At 71.2% G+C, this 22,312-nt stretch carries 18 protein-coding genes; 2 read left to right on the plus strand and 16 right to left on the minus strand.

The annotated features are described in order from the left end of the window. Positions 1 to 283 precede the first annotated feature (283 nt). The 3 genes from HQM25_RS14105 to HQM25_RS14115 form a co-directional block, all read right to left on the minus strand. Positions 284 to 1,312, minus strand: coding sequence for an alpha/beta hydrolase family esterase (locus tag HQM25_RS14105; protein WP_172990808.1), 1,029 nt, complete (start codon positions 1,310 to 1,312; stop codon positions 284 to 286). Positions 1,313 to 1,346: 34 nt separating this feature from the next. Continuing rightward, a complete protein-coding gene (locus HQM25_RS14110; protein WP_172990809.1) occupies positions 1,347 to 4,088 on the minus strand; it encodes a glycoside hydrolase family 3 N-terminal domain-containing protein in 2,742 nt (913 codons plus the stop codon). Between the two features lie 91 nt (positions 4,089 to 4,179). Continuing rightward, the gene (locus tag HQM25_RS14115) at positions 4,180 to 6,633 is read right to left on the minus strand and encodes a glycoside hydrolase family 3 C-terminal domain-containing protein (protein ID WP_217275152.1); all 2,454 of its coding nucleotides are present in this window, start codon (positions 6,631 to 6,633) and stop codon (positions 4,180 to 4,182) included. A gap of 52 nt (positions 6,634 to 6,685) precedes the next feature. Here HQM25_RS14115 and HQM25_RS14120 point away from each other — a divergent pair, with 52 nt between their 5' ends. Next, complete coding sequence (locus HQM25_RS14120; protein ID WP_172990810.1) at positions 6,686 to 7,309, plus strand: TetR/AcrR family transcriptional regulator; 624 nt, start codon at positions 6,686 to 6,688, stop codon at positions 7,307 to 7,309. A 105-nt stretch (positions 7,310 to 7,414) separates the two neighbouring features. Here HQM25_RS14120 and HQM25_RS14125 read toward each other — a convergent pair whose 3' ends face one another. The 3 genes from HQM25_RS14125 to HQM25_RS14135 are packed head-to-tail and all read right to left on the minus strand — an operon-like array spanning position 7,415 to position 10,410. Beyond that, a complete protein-coding gene (locus HQM25_RS14125) occupies positions 7,415 to 8,290 on the minus strand; it encodes an ABC transporter permease (protein WP_172990811.1) in 876 nt (291 codons plus the stop codon). Further along, positions 8,277 to 9,260, minus strand: coding sequence for an ABC transporter ATP-binding protein (locus tag HQM25_RS14130; protein WP_254359357.1), 984 nt, complete (start codon positions 9,258 to 9,260; stop codon positions 8,277 to 8,279). The genes HQM25_RS14125 and HQM25_RS14130 overlap by 14 nt, the downstream gene beginning before the upstream one ends. A gap of 10 nt (positions 9,261 to 9,270) precedes the next feature. Continuing rightward, positions 9,271 to 10,410 carry a LolA family protein gene (locus HQM25_RS14135; protein ID WP_172990813.1) on the minus strand — a complete coding sequence of 380 codons (1,140 nt, stop codon included), beginning with the start codon at positions 10,408 to 10,410 and terminating at the stop codon, positions 9,271 to 9,273. A gap of 174 nt (positions 10,411 to 10,584) precedes the next feature. Here HQM25_RS14135 and HQM25_RS14140 point away from each other — a divergent pair, with 174 nt between their 5' ends. Continuing rightward, entirely contained in the window at positions 10,585 to 11,505 is a 921-nt protein-coding gene (locus HQM25_RS14140) for an ROK family protein (RefSeq protein ID WP_172990814.1), read from the plus strand. 69 nt (positions 11,506 to 11,574) lie between these two features. Here HQM25_RS14140 and HQM25_RS14145 read toward each other — a convergent pair whose 3' ends face one another. From HQM25_RS14145 to HQM25_RS14190, 10 genes are all read right to left on the minus strand, one after another. Further along, positions 11,575 to 13,176 carry a GMC oxidoreductase gene (locus tag HQM25_RS14145; RefSeq protein WP_172990815.1) on the minus strand — a complete coding sequence of 534 codons (1,602 nt, stop codon included), beginning with the start codon at positions 13,174 to 13,176 and terminating at the stop codon, positions 11,575 to 11,577. A gap of 41 nt (positions 13,177 to 13,217) precedes the next feature. After that, positions 13,218 to 14,714 carry an MFS transporter gene (locus tag HQM25_RS14150; RefSeq protein WP_172990816.1) on the minus strand — a complete coding sequence of 499 codons (1,497 nt, stop codon included), beginning with the start codon at positions 14,712 to 14,714 and terminating at the stop codon, positions 13,218 to 13,220. A 142-nt stretch (positions 14,715 to 14,856) separates the two neighbouring features. Beyond that, positions 14,857 to 15,645 carry an SDR family NAD(P)-dependent oxidoreductase gene (locus tag HQM25_RS14155; protein WP_172990817.1) on the minus strand — a complete coding sequence of 263 codons (789 nt, stop codon included), beginning with the start codon at positions 15,643 to 15,645 and terminating at the stop codon, positions 14,857 to 14,859. Between the two features lie 4 nt (positions 15,646 to 15,649). Then, positions 15,650 to 16,168, minus strand: coding sequence for an RpiB/LacA/LacB family sugar-phosphate isomerase (locus HQM25_RS14160; protein ID WP_172990818.1), 519 nt, complete (start codon positions 16,166 to 16,168; stop codon positions 15,650 to 15,652). 28 nt (positions 16,169 to 16,196) lie between these two features. Continuing rightward, on the minus strand, positions 16,197 to 17,132 hold the full coding sequence (locus HQM25_RS14165) for a VOC family protein (protein ID WP_172990819.1): 936 nt from the start codon (positions 17,130 to 17,132) through the stop codon (positions 16,197 to 16,199). Between the two features lie 21 nt (positions 17,133 to 17,153). After that, the gene (locus HQM25_RS14170; RefSeq protein WP_172990820.1) at positions 17,154 to 18,143 is read right to left on the minus strand and encodes a fumarylacetoacetate hydrolase family protein; all 990 of its coding nucleotides are present in this window, start codon (positions 18,141 to 18,143) and stop codon (positions 17,154 to 17,156) included. Continuing rightward, complete coding sequence (locus HQM25_RS14175; protein ID WP_172990821.1) at positions 18,140 to 19,144, minus strand: amidohydrolase family protein; 1,005 nt, start codon at positions 19,142 to 19,144, stop codon at positions 18,140 to 18,142. The genes HQM25_RS14170 and HQM25_RS14175 overlap by 4 nt, the downstream gene beginning before the upstream one ends. Beyond that, positions 19,141 to 20,274 carry an FAD-dependent monooxygenase gene (locus tag HQM25_RS14180; protein ID WP_172990822.1) on the minus strand — a complete coding sequence of 378 codons (1,134 nt, stop codon included), beginning with the start codon at positions 20,272 to 20,274 and terminating at the stop codon, positions 19,141 to 19,143. Before HQM25_RS14180 ends, HQM25_RS14175 begins: the two co-directional genes overlap by 4 nt. A gap of 53 nt (positions 20,275 to 20,327) precedes the next feature. Next, positions 20,328 to 21,317 carry a cyclase family protein gene (locus tag HQM25_RS14185; RefSeq protein ID WP_172990823.1) on the minus strand — a complete coding sequence of 330 codons (990 nt, stop codon included), beginning with the start codon at positions 21,315 to 21,317 and terminating at the stop codon, positions 20,328 to 20,330. Continuing rightward, the gene (locus HQM25_RS14190) at positions 21,314 to 22,282 is read right to left on the minus strand and encodes a fumarylacetoacetate hydrolase family protein (RefSeq protein WP_172990824.1); all 969 of its coding nucleotides are present in this window, start codon (positions 22,280 to 22,282) and stop codon (positions 21,314 to 21,316) included. Before HQM25_RS14190 ends, HQM25_RS14185 begins: the two co-directional genes overlap by 4 nt. Positions 22,283 to 22,312: the final 30 nt, after the last annotated feature.

Here is a 22,312-nt window from a genome sequence, read left to right on the forward strand (position 1 = left end):
ACCCGCCCCACGAACACCCGCCACACCCGCGCGCTACGGCTCGTGGGTCACCTCCGACGGGTTCGGGCGCGTGGATGCCACGCCACGCGCCCCACGAACACCCGCCACACCCGCGCACTGCGGCTCGTGGGTCACCCCCGACGGGTTCGGGCGCGTGGATGCCACGCCACGCGCCCCACGAACACCCGCCACACCCGCGCGCTATGGCTCGTGGGTCACCCCCGACGGGTTCACGCACGCAGAACCCACCAGAACTGCCCCACGAACCAAGGCGAGCCCGCGCTCACTCGCCGAGGAAGAACTCCACCGCCGCGAGCGGCCCGTCGAGGTGCGCGGTGGTGCCGCCCATCACGCGGGGCTGGGTGTAGGTCGGGTTGGGAACCACGTGACCGCCGCCCGCGACCGCGAACAGCAACACCGGCGCCTCGCCGTCGTAGCGCGTCGTCGTGACATCGGTGTCGCCGGCCGCGTCGGTGTTCGCGTACGGCGCCGACTCGGGCAACGAGGCGTCGCCGTTGCGGTCCGCGAGGAACGCAGCGCTCTCCTCGGCCGACAGCACGGCGCCGAGGCTGCCGCCGAACGTGCCGGCCACCCCGCCCTCGAAGGGATTGATCGGATCGGCGTCGCCGAGCACGATCATGGTCGGTACGGGCGTGCCCTCCCACACGCAGACGTCGTTCTCCCGCGCCGGGTAGGCGGCGGCGAAGGCCGCGACGCCCCGTACGAGCTGCGGCGCCTCCGTGGCGAGGCGGTAGGCGAGATGACCACCGTTGGAGAGCCCTGTCGCGAACACCTCGCGCGTGCTGGTGCCCTGCTCGACCGACAGGTCGTCGATCATCGCCTCGACGAACGCGACGTCGTCGATGTCGTCCATCCGCGCCGGGTACGGAGTCTCGGCGCGGCAGTCGTGCCACGTCTGCTCATACCCCTGAGGGTACACCGCGACGAATCCGCGGTCGACGGCCAGCTCGTCGAAGCGATAGCCGGTCGCGGCGCGCATGCCGGCGGCATCCATCCGGGATCCGTGGAAGGCGAACACCACGGGGGCGTCCTCCGGCAGGGCGGCGGGGACGACCGCGAGGTACTCCCGCGTCATGCCGTCGACCTCGACCGAACCGGTCACCACCTGCGCGTCGAGCTCGGGCTCGGCCGGCGCGGGCGCCCACAGGAACCAGGCCGCGAGCGCGCCCGCGATCAGCGCGAGCGCGCCCAGCACGGAGCCCACGACGATGAGGGCGCGCCGCAGCCGCCGGCGGGGCCGGGGCTTCAGGGTGTTCTCAACGGGGGCAGGGGTGACGTCGATATCGGTCATGACGGATCACCTCGGATGGATGCCGCGCACGGCGTCAGTCGAACGAGTTCGTCTGCAGCACGGTGAGCAGCACGGCCTGCACGCGGTCGCGCAGCGCGCTGCCGACGCCCGCCGGGTCGTCCTCGGCCGCGCTCTTGATCGCGGACGCGGTGCCGCTCGGGTTGAGCGCGGACAGCATCAGGTCGTTGCCGCCGAGGGCAGCCTGCACCGGGTCCATCCAGCCGCCGAGCACGGCGTCGGTGGTCACGAATCCCTCGAAGCCCCACTCGCCGCGCAGGACCTCCTGCAGCAGCTGCTCGTCGCCGCCGGCCCACACGCCGCCGATGTTGATGAACGACGACATCGCGCCGGAGACCTGGGCCTGCTTGACCGTGATCTCGAAGGGGCGCAGGTACAGCTCGCGCAGCGCCTGCTCCGAGGCGAACACGTTGATGCCCGAGCGCGCGTTGACCTCCTGGTCGTTGAGCACGAAGTGCTTCATCGTGGTGGGCACGCCGTTCTGCTCGGCACCGGCGACCATCGCGGCGCCCATGGTGCCGCTGAGCAGCGGGTCTTCCGAGAAGTACTCGAAGTCGCGGCCGCCCATCGCGGTGCGGTGCAGGTTCATGCCCGGCGCGTACCAGACGTCGATGCCGTACGCCGTCGCCTCGGTCGCCACCGACTCGCCGACCGCGTACGCGAGCTCGTCGTTCCACGTCGAGGCGATGACGATCTCCGACGGGTAGAACGCGGAGTCCAGCGGGCTGAACAGCGAGTTGAGGCCAGCGGGGCTGTCGAGCATCGTGATGGAGGGGATGCCGAGGCGGTCGACCGATGCGGTGAGGTAGGCGCCGTACGAGAAGAGGTCGGCCTGTTCGTCGAGCGTGAGCTGGTCGAGGAAATCGTCCCAGCGCGGGTCGTCGGCGTCGAGCCCCTTCAGGTCTTCGAGCATCAGGCCGTTGTCGGCCCCGTAAGTGGGGGCGTCGCCCGATGCGGGCACGACCTCCGGGTCCATGAGCGCGAGCAGCCCCTCGGAGGCCACCGTGTCGTCGCCGGGCGCGGTCGGGTAGGTGTTCCCCCAGTCGTCGCGCGACAGGTAGGTGAGGTCGCTCTCGACGTAGTCGAAGCGGCTCTCGAGTGCCGCGCCGGTCACCTCATCGGTGTCGTAGACGACGTCTTCGGCGATCTCGGTCTCGAAGGTGACGAGCGGGCTGTGCACGTCGCTGCTCACGGCGATGCGGTAGGCGCCGCCTTCGAGCACGTAGGCCCCGGCCTCGGTGCTCCACGACGACATGTCTCGCGTGGCGAAGGCCACCGTGAGCGTCTCGGACGCGCCCGGCTCGAGGAGGGACGTCTTCGCGTAGCCGGCCAGTTCGATCGCCGACTTCTCGATGCCGCCGTCGATGTACGGGGCGGAGAAGTAGACCTGCACGACCTCCTTGCCGGCGACGTCACCCGTGTTGGTGACGGTCACATCGACCGAGATCTCCTCGTCGCCGATGACAGGCTGGGCGGGATCCTGCTCGAACGTGGTGTAGCTCAGGCCATAGCCGAAGGGGTACTGCACGATCTCGTCGTACGCCTCGTCATCCTCGTACCGCGTCTCGTAGTAGCGGTAGCCGACGTAGATGCCCTCTTCATAGTCGAGGAAGGCGCGTCCGACGTTCTCGTAGGAGTGGTTGCCGAGGTTCTCGGTCGCGGGTGCCGTCTCCACGTCATAGGCGTACGTGTCGGTCAGGCGACCGGACGGGTTGACCTCGCCGGTGAGCACCTTCGCGAGCGAGACCGCGCCCTGCGGTCCGGGGGTGCCCATCCAGACGGCGGCCTTGATCTCGGGGTACTCCTCGAGGAAGCCGAGCTCCATCTGGTTGCCCGAGTTGATGATGACGACCACGTTCGGGATGCTCGCGGTGACCGTGTCCAGAAGCGCGGTCTGCGCGGCGGACAGTCGCAGCGTCTCGGCAGTGAAGTCCGAGCCCTCGGATCCGGAGTTGCCGAACACCACGAGCGCGGTGTCGGAGAAGTCGGCGGCCTGCGCCATCACGTCGTCGGTGAGGTAATCGGGGGCGGGCTCACCCTCGTCGCCGCCGAGAAGAGCACCGGCGATCTGCACGAACGCGTTCGACGAGCCCGTCTCGTGCTTCGCGCCGGCATCCTCCATCGCCGCGTACAGGTCGTGGTTGTAGTCGACCCCCTGCGCCTCGAGCGCCTCGTACAGCGTCGGCGCGCCCTCGCCGGCTGCGCCGCCGGAGCCGCCGCCACCCAGGCGGAGATTGAACGAGGCGAACGAGAAGACGTTCACGGCTCCGCCGGCGAGCGGAAGCACACCGCCGCCGTTCTCCAGGAGCACGATGCCCTCGTCGGAGACGGCCTCGGCGACCGGAACCGCTGCGTCGCGAGCGGCTGCCGCAGCGGCCGTGTCGTCGGTGAACGTGATCGAGGTCACGCGTCCGATCCCCGCGGCATAGGGGGCGATCAGCGCGACGATGCCGACGACGGCGACGGCCGCGATGCCCCAGCCGATCAGCCGACGCGGGCGGTTCTTGACGCGGCGGTAGGTGCGCTCCCGGCGCTTCATCGCCCGGCGCTCGGCCCGCGTCATCGAGGCGCCCGCGGCCTTGCGGTCGGCCTTCGCCTGCTTCTTGGCCGCCCGCGCGGCGGTACGGTCGGCGGCCTTCGCCGTGCGGCGCTCCTCGGGCGACATCGCCTTCAGCTCGGTGCGACGTGCGCGCTTGGCGGCCTTCTCCTCGGCGACCCGCGCGCGGGCCCCGGCGCGGAGTTCCTTACGTGTTGCCATGTCTCTCTCGGTTCGTGGTGTTCTCGGTGCGCAGCACACGGACAGCACCGTGCGGTGTGCGCGGCTATCGGATGATTCGGTGATTCGGGTGTCAGGGGGTCGTCGTGGCGCGCTCATCGCGCCGCGACCTTCTGCGGGTGTGCCAGGCCGACGCCGCGTGGCGTGCACCGCGCCAGAAGCGTCCGTTGACCATCAGGAGCAGTCCGTCGAGCATGTAGGCGTCGACGCGTCCGCCCGACATGCGTTCGACGGAGCGGAACGGCAGATCGAGGACGAAGAGGGCGTTGTTCGCGGCGTGCGGACGGCCGAGCGCCAGGAGCACGCGGCTCGTCGTGACGATCAGCCCGTGCAGCAGGCTCGCGAAGCCGCCGCGCCCGCGCGTCTGGGCGATGATGTCGTCGCGCGTCAGCGGGCGGGTGGTCGGCCACGACGCCGGGGGAAGCGCGCGACCGAGCAGCCGGGCGAACTCCGCGGCATCCACCTTCTCGACGTGGCCCGTGGCGTAGTGCGGGAGGTCGGCCGGCGCCCGAAGCGCGACCGGAGCACCGGGGATCTCGAGCGGGACGCGCAGGCGGATGTCGCGCGACGACGCGCCGGCGAGCACCGTGTACGCCCCCGGCGCGAGAGCCCAGTCGTGGATGCCCACGTCGTACACGTGGAATGCGTGCTCGGCGAGCGCGATCTCCACGATCGCGCTCTCACCCGGATCGAGTCGCACCGTGGCGAACCCGGCGAGTTCGCGCACCGCGCGGATCTGGCCGCGGGCAGCCTCGGGAGCCTCGGGAGCCTCCGGCGCCTCGAGGTAGATCTGCACGACCTCATCGCCCGCACGCTCGCCCGTGTTGGTGACGGTCAGGCGCACCGACGTCGCGTCGGCCTCGAGTCCCGAGTACGCGAACGTGGTGTAGCTCAGGCCGTGGCCAAAGGGATAGCGCACGGGCGCGCCGACCTTGTCGTAGTAGCGGTAGCCGATGTAGATGCTGTCGCGGTGCTCGCTGGTCGCCTCGGTGCGGGCGAAGGATGCCGCGCTCGGCACGTCCGCGTAGCGCAGCGGGTACGTCTCGGCGAGCTTGCCGCCGGGAACGGCGCGCCCGGTGAGCACGTCGGCGAGCGCCGGGCCGAGGCCCTGGCCCCCGAGATAGCCGAGCACGACGGCATCCACCTGGTCGGCGAACGGGAGCTCGACCGGGGCGCCGCCGGCCAGCACCGCCACGATCGGCACGCCCAGCGCCAAGAGCCGGCCGGTGAGCTCGAGCTGGTTCTGCGCGAGGCGCATGTGCGTGCGGTCGACGCCCTCCGCCTCGGCCGACTCGTCGAGGCCGAGGAACAGCAGCACGACGTCGGCGCGGGTCGCGAGCTCCACCGCCTTTTTCTGCAGCCAGCGGGACGCGCTGTCCCGACGGCGGAACCCGGGCTCGTACCCCACGATGTCGAGGCCGGAACGACGCAGGGCGTCCAGCGGCGCATCCACCCGCGTCGGGTTCACCAGCGAGCTGCCGGCGCCCTGGTAGCGGGGGCGCGCGGCGAAATCGCCGATCACCGCCACGCGGCCCGAGTGCGGGCCGAGCGGCAGCGTGCCGCGGTCGTTGGCGGCCAGCACGATCGAGCGGCGCGCGGCCTCGATCGCGAGCTCGTGGTGGAGGTCATGGTCGGCGCGGGGCGCGTCGGCGGAGGCGGTGCGCTCGATGAGCGTGAGCACCTCGTCGACGCGCGCGTCGAGGTCGGCCTCGTCGAGGTCGCCCGCTTCGACCGCGCGCACGATCTCGCGGTCGGTCACGCCGTCGGTGGACGGCATCTCCAGAGCGCTTCCCGCGCGCACCGCCGCGATCCGGTCGTTGTTGCCGCCCCAGTCCGACACGACGAGGCCGTCGAAGCCCCACTTCTCGCGCAGGATGCCGGTCAGCAGCTCGCGGTTCTCGTTCGCGTAGGTGCCGTTGACCTTGTTGTAGGCGCTCATCACGGTCCACGCGCCGCCCGCGGTGATCGCGATGCGGAAGCCCTCCAGGTACAGCTCGTGCATGGCCCGCTCGTCGACGATCTCGTCGATCGACATGCGATGCGTCTCCTGGCTGTTCACCGCGAAGTGCTTGGCACTGGCAGCCACGCCGCGGGACTGGATGCCGCGGATGAGCGCCGCCGCCAGCGAGCCCGACAGCAGCGGGTCCTCCGAGAAGTACTCGAAGTTGCGCCCGGCCAGCGGATTGCGCTTGATGTTCAGGCCCGGCCCCAGCAGAACGCTGACCCGCTCGGCCGCCGCCTCGGCGCCGAGGGCTTCGCCGACGCGACCGATGAGCGCGGCATCCCAGCTGTTTGCCAGCGTGGCCGCGGTAGGAAAGCACGTGGCCGGGATGCTGGCATTCAAGCCCAGATGGTCCGCGGCGCCGCCCTGCTTGCGCAGTCCGTGCGGGCCGTCGGTGAGCATGATCGACGGCACACCGAGCCGTTCGATCGGCTTGGTGTTCCAGAAGTTGGCGCCCGACATGAGCGATGCCTTCTCTGCGAGCGTCATCGCCTGGCGGGGGCGACGGATTTTCGCAGTACCCACCCTTACACTGTAAACGAAGTTCCACCACGTGGTGGACATACAAGGAGCCACCGTGCCCGAGCGCCGCACCGCCTCAGCCCGTCCCGACGGCTACGCGACCGGCCGCGCCACCAAGAAGGCGATCGTCGCGAAGGCGGCCGAGGCCTTCGCCCAGAAGGGCTTCTACGGAACGTCGCTGCGCAGCATCGCGAGCGCCGCCGGCGTCGACCACTCGACGCTGCTGCACCACTTCGGCAACAAGACGAACCTCATGCTCGCCGTCATCGAGTGGCACGACCAGCAGCAGCTGCGCGCCGAGTTCCCGAAGCGGATCAGCGCCGAGGCGCTCGTCGACGCATTCGTCAACGCCGCCGTGAGCAACCGCGACACCCCCGGCCTCGTACAGCTGCTGTCGACCCTCACCGCCGAGGCCGGAGCGCACGACCATCCCGCACGCGAGGTGCTCCAGCGGCGCCACCGGCGCTTGATCACCCTGTTCGCCTGGATGATCAAGCGCCAGCGCCACAAGCTCGAGCTGCCCGACGACGGCCTGTCGCCCGAGCAGCGCGCGTCGCTGGTCATCGCCACCTGGGATGGCCTGCAGCTGTTCGACGCCCTGCACCCCGGCGCGATCGACGTGCCCGCGATGGTCGGCCGCACCCTGCGCGAGGCGTTCGGGCTCGACGAGCCCCGCTGACCGCCGCCGGCGTTCGGGGGTCAGTGGCGACGGGTTCGCGTGGGTGGATGCCGCACCAAGCGCCCCACGACCAGAACGGCGATTCGCGCCCCGCCGCCGACGCGGCTACGACAGAACATCCTTCGTGACGAACCGCGCGATCGCGGCGGCCCCGAACACGAGGATGTACGCGCCCTGCAGCAGCGCGTTCCCCGCGAAGGAGTCCCACACGATCGGCGAGCGCAACAGGTCGCCGAAGTCGAGCCAGCGGTCAGTGAACAGCCACGGGTGCACGGCGTCGAGCTGCGGGATCGCCCCCACGATCTGCGCCGTGACCGCCAGCAGCGCGGTGGCCGCCATCGCGCCGATCGGCACGGTGGTCACGGTCGACAGGAACAGCCCGATCGCGGCGAGGCCGCTGAGCGACACCGCCACGTAGGCACCGATCGCGAGCAGCCTCAGCACGCCCTCGCCCATCGACACCTGAGCCCCCGACAGCAGGGTGATCGGCCCCACCGGGAACAGGATCCACCCCACGATCAGGCCGACGACGATCACCGTGAGCGTGGCGGCGAGGCAGAATACGATCGCGGCGACGTACTTCACGAGGAGCAGGCGCACCCGTCCGGCCGGCGCCACCAGCAGGTACCTCAGGGTTCCGTGGCTCGCCTCACCGGCGACGGCATCGCCGGCGGCGACGCTCACCGTCAGGGGCAGGAACAGCGGGATGGCGACCACCAGCGACGCGAGCGCCACGAACAGCCCGTTGCCGGTGATCTGATCGAGGAAGGCCGGGCCGCGGCCGGCGCTCGGCCCGCCGACCAGCCGCGTCGCCACGCCGAGCAGGACCGGGATGAGCGCGAGCGCCGCCAGCATCGCCGCGGTGCGCCAGCGCCGGAACTGCGTGGCGAGCTCGTCGCCGATGAGACCGAGGGTGCCGGACCCCGCGCCGGCGCGGCGCGACTCCGGCACCGGCGCGACCACGGCATCAGGCGACGACATCGAATCCCTCCCCGGTCAGCTCGACGAACCGCTCCTCGAGGGTCTCGCCGACGACCTCGAACCCGCGCACGCGCACTCCCGCCGTCACCAGCGCCGCGACAACGGCTTCGGGAGGCACCCCGTCCGTCATCACCCCGGTGATCAGTTCGGGGTCGGATGCCGCACCCCGCGCATCGAGCGCGACGCCGTGGTCCGCCAGAACGGCGTGCGCGGCATCCACATCGGGCGTCCGCACGTGCACGCGGCGGTCGGCGCCCGCGCGGCGGAACTCCTCCAGCGTGCCCTGCGCGACCAGCCGCCCGCCGCTCATCACGCCGACGTGGGTGCACAGCTGCTCCACCTCGGCCAGCAGGTGACTGGATACGAACACCGTCGTGCCGTCGGCGGCCAGCGAGCGCACCAGGGCCCGCACCTCGCGCGTGCCCTGCGGGTCGAGCCCGTTCGTGGGCTCGTCGAGCACGAGGAGCTCGCGGGGCATGAGCAGCGCGTTCGCGAGTCCGAGTCGCTGCTTCATGCCGAGCGAATACGCGTGCGCCTTCTTGTTCGCGGCGTGCGTGAGGCCGACTCGGTCGAGCGCCGCGGCGACCCGCGCCACCCGAGTGCGGGCGGAGGAATGCCGGTCGGCCGCATCGAACCGGTGCAGGTTGCGCGCGCCGCTGAGGTACGGCAGGAACGCCGGTCCTTCGACGAGGGCGCCGACGTGCGGCAGCACCGTGTCGAGGGCCCGCGGCATCGGGGCGCCCAGCACGTGCGCCTCGCCCCCGGTGGCGCGGAGGAGCCCCAGCAGCATCCGGATCGTGGTCGTCTTGCCGGAGCCGTTGGGGCCCAGGAAGCCGTAGACCGCGCCCCGAGGCACCGCGAGATCGACGCCGTCGACCGCGGTCTGCGCGCGGAATCGCTTGGTGAGACCGTGCGTCTCGATCGCCAGCTCGCCCCGCCCCGACGGGCTCACCGAGGGCGGGTTCGTCACCGGCGGTCCGTCAGCGTCCGGTCTGGGCTGCGTCGACGAGACGGGATGCCGGCACCGCACCCACCAGCACGCGGCCGTCATCGGTGAGCAGCACGCTCACCAGCGCGGTCTCGATCGCGCGGCCGCCCTCGACCGGGGTGGTGAGGCTCTCGAGCATCGCCTGCTGGTCGGGCGCCGGTGCGGCGTCGCCGCCTGCCTCCGGCGCCGCGATCTCGACCACGGTCGACCAGCCTTCACCATAGACGGCGGGCGCGGCATCCTCTCCCGTGCCCCGTTCCGGGTGCTCCCCGTCGCCGCGATCGTGACCGGCGATCTCCTTCTCGGCCACCGTCATCGCGTCGCTCGGCTCGAAGGCGAACACCGCGGGATCGGGCGCCGCGAAATCGACCTGCGTGAACGCGATCTCGAACGCGGGCTCGCCCGCTCCGCGCGCGGTGATGGATGCCGCGAGCGCAGCCCCGGTCTCGCCGTCGATCGCGAAGCGCACCTCACCGACGAGCGTGTCGGCGGTGCGCGGCACCATGATGAGCTCGTACACGTCGCGCCCGGCGACGCGCGAGTCGGTGCCCACCGACACCTCGGTGGTCTCGTCGAGTCGCGCGAGGGCCTCGTCGAGCATCGCGTCGGGAGTGGGCAGCGCGTCCTGCGCGCGCGGCTCGGTCGGCGAATCGCCGGGGGTATGCGTGACGCGGGTCGCCGTCTGCGTCTCGCTGTCGACGTACCAGACCTGCTCGGCCGCCCCGTCGACGTACACGTTGCGCTCGCCGAGCTGGTCGAGCACCTGCAGGCGGGCCTGCTCGCCGTCGAGGTAGACCTTCGCGGTGTGCGATCCGGTGAGGAGGGCGACGAGGTCGTCGAGGTCGGCCTCCGACGGGCCGTCGCCGCGCGCGTCGCCGGCGTTCCCGAGCGCGCCGGTCAGAGCATCCAGGTCGGGCAGGCCGAGCTCCGACGTCTGCTCGATCGTGCCGCTGAGGGCATCGACGTCGCTCTCGTGGGCGAACGCGATCAGTTCCTCGACGGTCTTGTCGGGCAGATCCACCGCACCGCTTGCCGCGATCGGCACGAAGATCGCTGCGGCCACCACGGCCGGCACCGCGACCGCCGCGCCCCACAGCGCGGGGCGATCGAGCGGGCGACGGTGACGGCTCATGCCCCCAGGCTACGCCGGTCTCGGCATCCCGTCTCGGGTCCCGGCGAACGCACAGGATGCCGCGCGCGGCCCGTCAATGCCCGGCGCGCACCGTCCGAGTCGCGCGGGGGCGCGTAGCGTTGGTGGGGCCGCCTCTCGGCCACCCGCGACCAGATCTCGGCAGGAAGCATCGCAATGGAGACACTCACCCTCGCCGTCGATCTCGGCGGTACGAAGGTCGAGGCCGCCCTCGTCACCGAGGACGGCGCCATCGTGCCCGGGTCCCGCCACCGTGCGCCGACCGGCCCTGCCGCCGGTGCCGCCGAGGTGGACGCCGCCGTGCGCGAGGTCGTGGTGCGCGCGAAAACGTCTGCCGACCGGCCGATCGCGGCTGCGGGCATCGGCAGCGCGGGACCGATCGACCGCGACGCCGGCACCGTCTCGCCGCTGAATCTGCCGCTCGACCGGTTTCCGCTCGTCGCCAGTGTGCGCGCCGCGATCGTGGACGACGTGCCCGCACACCTGGCGCTCGACGGAACGTGCATCGCCCTCGCCGAGGCGCGATTCGGAGCGGCGAGGGGCATCGCCGACAGCATGTCGATGGTCGTCTCCACCGGTGTCGGCGGAGGCATCATCCTGGGTGGCCGCCCGGTGCCCGGCGCCACCGGGAACGCCGGCCACATCGGACAGCTGCGTCTCTCGCCGAACGCTCCCCGTCACGGTGCGCGCGAGGGCACCGTGGAGGAGCTCGCCTCCGGGCCGGCTTCGGTCGCCTGGGCGCGCGAGCACGGGTGGATCGGCGACTCGGGCGAGGATCTGGCCCACGACGCCGCCGCCGGCGACCCCACCGCCCGCGCCGCGATCGAGCGGTCGGCCGAAGCCGTCGGCCAGGCCGTCGCGGGCGTGAGCGCCCTCCTGGACATCCGGCTGTTCGTGATCGGCGGCGGCTTCTCGTTCGCGGCGCCCGACTACGTGGAGCTCGTCGAGGCGGCCGCCCGCGCCGCCGCCGTGCTGCCCGGCGGACGGCACGTGCGCGCTGTGCGCGCCGGTCTCGGGAACGAAGCCCCGCTCGTCGGTGCGGCGTGCCTGGCGCAGGCGGCTGGAATCCCCGGCTGAGGCTGCGCACCGCGGGCGGCCGACGACCGTGACGCCGCCCGCAGGCGCGGCCGCCCCGTCGAGGCGACCTCAGCGGGGGGAAGCGGCGGCCGCCTCCACGCGCGCGCCCAGAGTCGCAAGGAGAGCGCGTGCCCCCCGCGCGGCGATCGCGACGCTCATGAGGGTCGGGTTGACCGTGTTCGCCGTCGGGATCGTCCCGTTGCCGCCGACGTAGAGGCCGTCGACGCCCCACACGCGCGAATAGGGGTCGGCGACCGACGTGCCGTCATCGGTCTCGCCGATGCGGGTCGTGCCCATGTAGTGCAGGCTCGAGCCGTTCGGGAGCAGTCGCGGCTCGGCGACGAAGTGCCCGAGCGTTCCGCCGGTGCGGCGCAGGCGCTCGGTGGCTGCGTCGATCTCGGCGATCTCCGCGTCGGTCAGCGCGTACTCGATGGTGAAGTTCGGCATCCCCCGGTAGTCGAGTTCGTCGTCGGAGAAGATGGCCCCGTCCTCGACGCGGGGACGCTTGCGTATGCCGTAGCCCATGTTCACGTAGCCCCAGCGGTTGTCCGCGTAGGCGGCGCCGGCCGGCATGGGGAACGGGGTGCTCTCGGAGTACATCACCTGCAGCGAGTACGGGTGGTCGGGCTCGGAGAAGGGGATGCGGTTGACCGCGGCGACGGGGTCCGCCGGATTGACGGAGCGGCGGGCCTTCTCGGCGTCCAGGTCCTCCTCGGTCGCGAAGCGGCGCATCGTGTCGGCATCGAGCGCGACGGTGGAGATGACCATGGGGTGCTCGGTGAGGTAGCGCCCGAGCGCGGTGGGGCGGATGCCGGATGCCCACAGCAGCTGGGGCGTGCGGAAGGCGTCTGCCGCTACGACGACGACATCGGCGGCGACGAAGGACGTCTCGTGCGTGCGGAGGTCTTCGACGGTGACCCCGGTCACGCGGTCGCCGTCGCGCTCCACGCGGCGCACCAGGGTGAGGTCGCGCAGCTCGAAGCGCTCGGCCAGGGGGTGCCCCGCTTCGATGAGCGATCCGAGCACCGCGTCGGCGCCGGCCCACCGCATCGTGCCGTCGGGCTGCGGGTCGCCGGCGACGGGGAGCGTCGACGGGCCGTAGCCGGCGGGCAGCTGACCGGCGTACTCCTCCTCGAGGAGGGCCCGGATCGCCTCGCCCACGGCCGAGTCGGCGAAGGCCGCACTCTGCACGTGGAGCAGCCGCCCGGCCTCGGCGATGAGTCCGTCCCACTCCGCGTCGGGGATGAACGGGATCCGCTCGCTGAACGACGGTGCGGGCGTCGCGCAGGTCCAGTGGGCGCCCTGACCGCCGACATTGGTCGCCGCGGCCGCCGCGGGGAAGGCCTGCGCGTGCGCGGCTCCCTCTCCCCCGAAGTCGAGGAGGTGGGTGCCGCCGCGGGCGGTGAACATGCCCTCGACGACGACGCCCGCCGGGATGCCGAGGCTCTCGCGGAACGCGCCGGCCTGCGGCCCCTGCGACATCTCGCGCGCGCGCTCCTTGTCGGCGGGATCGGCGATGTTCCGCACGCTCTCGCCCGGGATCGCCGTCAGCTGCGGTCCCGCTTCGAACATCACGACGCGCGCGTCGGACGAACCCTCGACGATGAGTCGGGCGTAGGCCGATCCGATGGGGCCGGATCCGACGACGGCGACGACGGGGGTGGTGCTCATGATCTCTCCTTCGAGAAGGCGGTCCGGGTCGAGGTCGGGGTTCATGCGCGACTCGGCGCTGCGGTGGCGGTGGATGGCTCGGGTTCGAGGCGATCCGACAGGGTGCCGCCGGGCAGCATGAGCGCGGCGACGATGCCGAGTGCGTAGACGGCGGACAGCGCGAGGAAGACCGGCGCGAGCACGTCGTGGTATATCGCGGCGACGTCCGCCTGGACGGCTGCCGAGGAGCTGTGGACGACCGCCGGAGTCAGCGACGCGGCATCCAGACCGGCGGGCAGTCGCGCGGCGACACCGAAGCCGATGACGCTGCCGATGACCGCCGTCGCGGTGGTCGCGCCGATCTGGCGCACGAGGTTCGTGGTCGCCGTGATGGCACCGATCTCGCCGCGCGACACCGCGCTCTGCACCACCGCGAGCACCAGGCTCATGAAGCATCCGGTGCCGAGTCCGACGACCGCCATCCCCGCTGCCGGGACCCACAGCGGTGCACCGTCGGGCAGGAGAGCCATGACGAACAGCCCCGCCGCCCCGAGCGAGGTGCCGATGATCGGATAGACCCGATAGTGGCCGGTCCGGCTGGCGAGGTGGCCCGTGACGAGGTTCGAGACCAGCATGCCGAACACCGTCGCGATCGGCACGAGCCCGGAGACCGTCGCCGATGTGCCGTAGGCCATCTGGAAGTAGGTCGGGAGGTAGGCCACCACCGAGAACAGCCCCAGGCCGATGATCGCCGAGAGTGCGACGCCGGCGGCGATCGTGCGGTTGCGGAAGGCGCGGAGGGGGACGATGGGCTCGTCGACGCGCAGCTCGATGACGAGGAATGCGGCGAACGCGACAGCGGCGATCACGAAGGCCGCGCCAGCGGTGAGGGATGCCGCGGGATCGACGATCCAGGTCACGCCGAGCACCAGCCCGACCATGGCGATCGTGAAGGTCACCGCCCCGGCGATGTCGAATCGAGGGCGGGCACCGGGTGCGATGTGCGGGATCGCGAACACGGCGATCCCCAGAGCGGCGAGACCGACCGGAACGTTGATCCAGAAGACCCACGGCCAGCCCCAGAAGTCGGTGATGAGGCCCCCGAGCACGGGACCGACGACGATCGCCACCGGGAAGGCCGCGCCGACGATCGCGAGCAGACGCGGCCGGTCGCGAGGCGGAGCCACGTACGCGACGATCGTGTGCGACATCAGCTGGAGGCCGGCCGAGCTCATCCCCTGCAGCACACGGGCGATGACCAGCTGGACCATGTCCTGACTGAAGCCGCACATCAGCGACGCCGCGATGAAGATGGCCAGCGAGACCAGGAAGACCCGTCGCGGTCCGACGACGTCGCCGAGCTTTCCGATCACCGGCAGCAGCACGGTCGCGGCGAGCGTGAAGCCGACGACGACCCACGCCATCTGCTCGAGGGCGCCCAGTTCGCCCGCGACGGTGGCGAGCGAGGTCGAGACGACGGTGTGATCGAGCGCTCCGAGGAACGAGACGGTCAGGAGGGAGACGACGAGGATGCGAAGTCTGAGAGGAGAGAGTGGCATTCGGCTTCGCCCGAGAGATCGGGCCGTCGACGCGACCAGGTGTGCCTGACGCGGGCCTTCCCGCGGCAGAACGGGTCTGGACTCAGACCCCGACGTCATCGTCGACATTACACCTTCTTCTGCCTGAAATCCACATAAGAGGTCACCGCTCGACCGGAGATGCGGCCCTGGCGATGCGATCCGCCATGATCTTCGCGCCGGCCGACGACGTCGAGCCGCCGTCGATCGGGATCTCGGCACCCGAGACGTACGTCGCAGCGTCGGAGAGCAGGAACGCGACGCCGGATGCGACTTCGTCCGCGTGCCCCGTGCGCTCCAGGGGCGTCGCCGCCAGCTGCGCCTCGCGCATAGCCGGCCCCGCGCTCGCGGTCATCTCGGTCTCGATGAAACCGGGATGGATGATGTTGACCCGGATTCCCCGCGGACCCAGCTCAGTCGCGGCGACATGGGTCAACCCCCGCAGCGCCCACTTCGAGGTCGTGTAGGCGACCGGGTAGTGCCCGTTGAGCGCCGCCGAGGAGCCGACGTTCACGATCGACGAGCCGTCGCCCATGAGTGGCGTCAGTGCCTGGATGCCGAGCATGGCCCCCGTGACGTTGACGGCGAGGACGCGATCCCAGTCGGCGCGCTCGACGGCTCCCAGCCGCGCACGGTGGGTGATTCCGGCGTTGTTGACGAGGCCGCGCAGCCGCTCGTCACCGAGCCGTTCGCGCAGTTCGCCCGCGAGCCGCGCCCACGCGCTCTCGTCGGCGACGTTGAGCCGCCGGTACTCGATCGTCGTGTCGGCGAAGGCTGTGGGCGCGGCATCCACGATGTCGGTCGCCACCACCTGCGCGCCGCACTGCGCGAGGAGCAGGGCCTCGGCCAGGCCCTGACCCCGCGCGGCACCGGTGACGACGATCACGCGACCGTCGAGTCCGGGTAGCCTCATCGCGTCACTCGTGGGAGATCGCGATCTGCTCGGGCTCGAGCTGGACCGCCCAGCCCTCGATCGTGCCGGAGTTCTCGTACTCCTCGATCTGCAGGATCTGGCGACCGCGGTCGACCGAGTGCGGCAGCGACGAGGTGACGAAGGCGGCGACGGTGAGCCACGCGTTCTCCTCGAAGGCGATGCCCTCCAGCACCAGCACGTTCGCGTCGACGACCGCGCGGGTGCCGGCCGCGGCGCGGGGGGATGCCGCGCCCACCGCGCGTGCGCCGTTGACCTTGTTCGCCGCGACGATGCCCGCCGCACCTTCGTCGACGACGAGCACGCCGAAGGCGTCGACGCCGGCGTCCTGGTCGGTCACGACGGCCTGACCGACGCGGATCGCGTAGATCGGGTAGTCGTCGCCCGGGTCGATCTCGTCCGAGCCGTGCCAGACGACCTCGTGGCCGGCCGCGCGCGCGCGTGCCTCCAGCGACCGGCCGAGCTCGTAGCCGCTGCTGTCGGCGGCGAAGTGGATGCGTGTCATGATCCGTGTCCCTTCCGAAGGCTGCAGGTCACACCGGGGGCGCGACGTACAGGCCCTTGTCGATGTCGTTGAACGACTCGCGGGCGATCAGTTCGCTCATCGCCTGCGCGGTGCCCCACTGGTCCTGGCTGGAGACCTGGGTCATGTCGAGCCGGTGCGGCTCCCACGTCTCCTCGTCGAGCACGGCGAGTTCGGTCGTGTACTCGATCGTGTTGCCGGCGGGGCTCAGGAAGTACGCGAACGTGTTGTCGCCGGCGTTGTGGCGACCGGGGCCCCAGATCATGCGCGCGCCGGAGCGCAGGATCTTGCCGGCGCCGCGCATCCACTCCTCGATGCCGCGCATCTCGAATGACAGGTGGTGCAGCGAGTGGTGCGGGCCCTGCGCGATCGCGAGCGAGTGGTGCGTCGCATTGCAGCGCATGAAGTGCATCATGGGGCCGCCGTCGGGCCGCACGAGCGAGTCCGAGATCGAGAAGTCGAGATGCTCGATGTACCAGTCGGCCGACTGCTGGAGGTTGGCGGAGTTGAACACGACGTGGGAGAGCTTCGCCGGAATCGGCTCGCGCTCGCGGATCTTCCGGGCTTGGCGGGTCTGGTAGCCCACCGAGAACTCGAGCACGCGGCCGTCGCCGTCGAACACGCGGAAGCCGTAGCCGCCCTCGAAGCTCGCCAGGTCCTGAGGCTCGTGCACGAACTGCACACCCTCACCGCGGAGCTTGTCGGCGAGCTTGTGCAGGTCGTCGCGGCTCGCCACGGCGAACCCGACGAGATCGATGCGCTTCTCGCCGTCACGCAGGCGCAGGATGTAGGGCTCGTCGGAGCCTTCGGCGGCGAGATAGCTGAGACCGTCGCCGGAGTGGACCTCGGTGAGGCCCCAGTACTTCTTGAAGAAGTCGCGCTCCTCCTCGAAGTTCGGCACGGCCAATGCGGCGTAGCGCAGGTGGGAAACGAGTCGTTCCGTCATCGTCGATCCCTCTTTCTTGATTCAGTTCGTGATGCGGTGCCGATCGCGCGGGCGCGCGACGGCGGCAGGAAGCTCGGGAGCGGGCACGACGGCGCCGACCTTCGCGGTCAGATCTCCGATGCCCTCGATGCTCATCGAGACCTCGTCCCCCTCGACGAGCGGGGCCGGGGTGAGCGAGCCGTTGCGGCCCCACAGCTCGCCGAGGCACCCGCCGTTTCCGACGGTGCCGGATCCGAGGACGTCGCCGGGGACGACCCGGGAGTTGCGCGACGCGTAGGCGACGAGCACCGGGAACGGCCAGCCCATGTTCGAGACGAGGTCCTCGCCGATGAGGTCGCCGTTGATGCGCACCTCGGCGCGCACCGCGAGGAAGCCGTCGTCGTCGAGGTAGGGCTCGAACTCGTCGGCCGTGACGATCCACGGGCCCAGCGACGTGCCGAAGTCCTTGCCCTTGGCGGGGCCGAGCCGCACCTTCATCTCGCGGCCCTGCAGATCACGCGCCGACCAGTCGTTCATGATCGTGTAGCCGAAGACGTGGGATGCCGCGGCCGCGGCCGTCAGGTTGGCACCGTCCGATCCATCCACGCCGCCGATGACGGCGGCGAGCTCCAGTTCGAAGTCGAGACGCTGCGTGACCGGCGGGCGCACCGGCTCGCCGGGCCCGAGGATCGTGTGGGGGTTCGTGAAGTAGAAGGTGGGGGCCCGGTACCACTCGTCGGCGACGTGGCTCGTGCCCTCGACGCCGGCGGACACGCCCTCGACATGCTCCTCGAACGCGACGAAGTCGCGGACCGAGGCGGGGACGACGGGCGCGAGGAGCGTGACCTCGGCGAGCGGCACGGCCTCGGTCGGCGCCTGCTCGAGGGCCTGCGCACGGAGCGCGTGCGCGGCATCCAGTCCTCGCTGGAGCACGGCGGCGACCGTCAGCGACTCGGGGAACGACACGACCGAGTCGCCTTCGACGAACCCCTCGCCGACCTCGCCGGCGTGGATCCAGCGTGCGATCCTCATGCGCGGACCGCCGTCGGGAGCAGGGCGTCCGCATTGCGCGACAGGATCCGCTGCTGGATCTCGACGGGCAGGCCCGCGGCGCGCAGGAAGCCGACGGGGTCGTCGAGTCCCATGTCGAACGGGTAGTCGCTGCCCAGCACGATCTGCGACGCCCCGGCGTTCTCGATGAGGTGGCGCAGCGCCATCGGATCGTGCACCACCGTGTCGAACCAGATCTTCCTGAGGTACGAGGACGGCTCGTGCTCGCACTGCCGCGCGTCCGGTCGCACCCGCCACGCGTGGTCGCTGCGACCGATGGCGGTCGGGAGGTATCCGCCGCCGTGGGCGGCGACGACCTTCAGCGCCGGATGCCGGTCGAGCACACCCGAGAAGATGAGGTGCGACAGCGCCACCGCGTTCTCGGCCGGTTGGCCGACCGTATTGGCGAGGTAGTACCGGTCGAGTCGCTCGTCGAGCGAGCAGCCGAACGGGTGCAGGAAGACGATGGCGCCGAGCTCCGCCGCCCGCGCCCAGAACGGCTCGAGGCGTTCGTCGGACAGCTCGACGTCGCCGGCGAACGACGAGATCTCGACACCGGCGAGTCCGTGGCCGAGCACCGCGTCTTCGAGGGCCGCCACGGCGCGATCGGGATGCTGCAGCGGCACGACGCCGAGTCCGACGAGGCGCTCGGGGGCCAGCGCCACATGCTCGGCCACCAGGCGGTTGGTCTCCGCCGCGACCCACACCGCGAGGTCCTCGTCGGCCCACGGGTAGAAGTGGTTCGGCGACACCGACACCCACTGGCGGTCCACGCCCTGGCGATCCATCTCGGACAGTCGCACGTTCACGTCGGTGAGCCTCGGCACGCGCGCGCCCACCATCGGGCCGGAGACGGCGAGGCTCGCGGCCCCATTGCGGCGCAGTTCGAGCGCGCCGGCCTCCGCGACCTGCTGCGGTGCGCGACGCTCCACCTCGGCGTGGAGACCGGGGAGGAGCAGATGCGCGTGGACGTCGGTGATCATGCCGGCTGCGCCATCTGCTGGGAGATGCCGAAGATCAGGCCGCCGGCATCGGCGTCGCGGTTGTGCTCGATCTGCCACTGGCCGAGCTGCACCGACGCTTCGACCACGGCGGTCGCACGCGGCAGACGGCGGGCGTGGAAGACGTCCCACAGGCTCTGGTCGATGCCGTCGGCGGCGACCAGCAGCTCCGTCAGCACGAGCGCGTCTTCGAGCGCCTGCGCAGCACCCTGGGCGATCGTGGGCGGGCAGCTGTGCGCGGCATCCCCGATGATCACCACCCGGCCCCGGTTCCACGGCTCCTCGACGATGTGCTTCGTGAACCACGTGTAGTTCACGTGCGCGCCCGATGCGAGGCTCTCGCGGATCGACGCCCACGGGCCGTTGTACGCCCTCGACTCGTCGAGCATGATCTGCACGGCCTCCTCGTCGCTGACGCCGAAGCGATCCTGCGCCTCCTCGACGAGGAAGGCGTACATGGTGTCCTCTCCGGTCGGCGTGTAGCCAGCGATGTAGACGGGACCGCCGTAGTACAGCTCGCTCGTGGTGACCTCGGCGGGCCGGGCGACGAACGCACGCCAGATGCCCATGCCCGTCGACTCCGGCTTCGTCTCGATGCCGATGAGGTCGCGCACGGTCGAGTTGAGGCCATCCGCGCCGACGAGCAGGTCGTACGTGCCGGCGGACTCCTCGTTCACGAACACCTCGACGCCGTCCTCACCGTCGGCGAGACCGGTCACCCTCGCGCCGAAGCGAACGGTCGCACCGACCTCCGCGGCGCGCGCAACGAGGATCTGGGCGAGGTCGGGACGATACATGCCCCCGCACGCGGGGTAGTCGGGACCGCCCGTCTGCACCTCCGGCAGAGCGGCGACGACCTGCGCGTCGGGACCCGGCGCACGCAGGTTCAAGCCCTCGAAGAAGTAGCCCTTCTCCTTGACGGCGTCCCACACGCCCAGGGTGTCGAACGCACGGAGGGCGTTGCCCTGGAGGGTGATGCCGGAGCCGAGGGCGCTGAGCTCGGGCTTGGCCTCGAAGACGTCGACGGTCACCCCCGCCTTGGCGAGCTGGATGGCGGTGGCGAGTCCGGCGGCGCCCGTGCCGGCGACGGCGACCTTGGTGACTGCGGTCATGTCAGAACCTCTCTGTTCTTGCTGTGGCTGTGTTGCTGTGTGCGGGGGTCGGGTCAGAGGATGGCGACCGGGTTGATCGGCGACCCGACCGCGCCGGTGATCTTGAGCGGCGCCGCCGAGAGCAGGAACTCGTATCGTCCCTGCGCGGCGCACGCCTCGGCGAGTTCGTCGAGGTCCCACAGTTCGCCGACGGTGAGTCCCATGTTGGGGATGACGACCTGGTGCAGCGGCTGGAACGACGGCACGTCGAACTCGTTGGGGCGCACCTCGAAGCCCCATGTGTCGGTCGCGATCGCGGCGATCTCGGTGCGGTGCAGCCACGCGGCCGTCGTCAGCGACAGACCCGCCGAGGGGCCGCCGGCGTACTCGCCCCAGCCCTCGCGCCGCGCGCGCGTGAGGCGCCCCGTGCGCACCAGCACGATGTCGCCGCGGCCGACGGTGACTTCCGCGGCGGTGGCGGTCGCGTCGAGGTCGGCGGCGCTGATGGCGTAGCCGTCCTCGAGCTCACCCGCCTCGGGGCGGAGGTGGCGGGCGACGTCGAGCAGCACCCCGCGCGAGACGATCACATCGGCCGCGTGCTCGATTCCGGTGATCGCGTCGCCCAGGCTCGTGACGACCTCGCCCGCGCGTCGCCCGTTCCAGGCGAAGCCGTTGTCGAAGATGTGCCCGAGGCCGTCCCATTGCGTCGAGCACTGCAGCGGCATCGCGATCACATCGTCCGCTCCGCCGATGCCGTGCGGGAACCCCTGGGTGCCGCGCTCGGCGTCGGTGCCCGTGTCGAGCATGGTGTGCACCGGATTGGTGCGCCGGCGCCACCCCTTCTGCGGGCCGTCCATGTCGAACGACTGCGAGAGCGAGATCACCCGTCCTTCGCGGACGAGGGATGCCGCGGCCACCCGCTGCTCGCCGGTGATGAAGTTCAGCGTGCCGAGCACGTCGTCCTCACCCCAGCGCCCCCAGTTCCGGTAGGCCTCCGCGCGGGCGCGGATCTCGGCATCCGGATTCTGCCGATCGATCTCGGCAGGGATCTCGGACGGGTTCACGCCGCACCGCCGGGAGCGACGCAGCGGACGACCTGCGCGCCCAGCCCCGTGATCGAGCCGGTCATGACGTCGCCGTCGCGCAGGAACCGCTTCCAGTGCTGGCCGTTGCCGGCCGGGCTGCCGGTCAGCAGGATGTCGCCCGGGAGCAGGGGCATGGTCTGCGAGGCGCCGGAGACGAGCGCGGCGATGTCGAACAGCAGATCGTCGGTGCTGCCGTTCTGCATGACCTGCCCGTTGAGCTCGAGGGTGACGGTGACCGCTCCCCCGTCGACGAACGGCGCCGGCACGAGGAAGGGGCCCGTCGGCAGGAAGCCGGGGGCGTTCTTGGAGCGGTACCAGTCGGTGCCGATCTCCTTCATGTCCTTGCGGAAGACGAGGTCGCGGGTCGTGATGTCGTTCACGATCGTGTAGCCGGCGACATGTGCCATGGCATCGTCACGTGAGACCTGGAACGCTTCGGCGCCGATCACGATCGCCAGCTCCAGCTCCCAGTCGTGCACGTCGCTGTACGCGGGGAGCACGAGCGGCACGTCATCCCCGACGACGCAGGCCGGCAGCCCGATGAAGAAGTACGGCTCGCCGTTGGCGGCGCGGTCGTCCATCATCGTGGCAGCGAACGCGCGCGCCTCGTCCGGCGTGCGGTCGGTGTTGTTCGTGAGGCCGGCCGCGACCAGCTCGATGACGTGCTGCCGGTAGTTCGCTCCGGCCTGCAGCACCTGGCGCGGCTGGACCGGCGCGGTCAGTGTCACATCGGCGAGCGGCATCCAGTCGTCGCCCGGAGACGCGGCGACCGCGGCGAGGCGGTCCCAGTCGGGGGCGGCCAGGAAGTCGTTGAGCTCGACCGCTCCGAGCTGATCGGGCGTGAGGGGCCGGATGCGATCACCGGCCACGAGTCCGAGCTGCACGGAAGTGCCCTCGCGGTATCGCGCGAGGGCGAAGGGGGCTGCGGGCCCAGTCGACGTCATCGTCCGTCCTTTCCAGTACTCATCCACTAT

Source organism: Microbacterium hominis (genome assembly GCF_013282805.1).
Taxonomy (GTDB): domain Bacteria; phylum Actinomycetota; class Actinomycetes; order Actinomycetales; family Microbacteriaceae; genus Microbacterium; species Microbacterium hominis_B.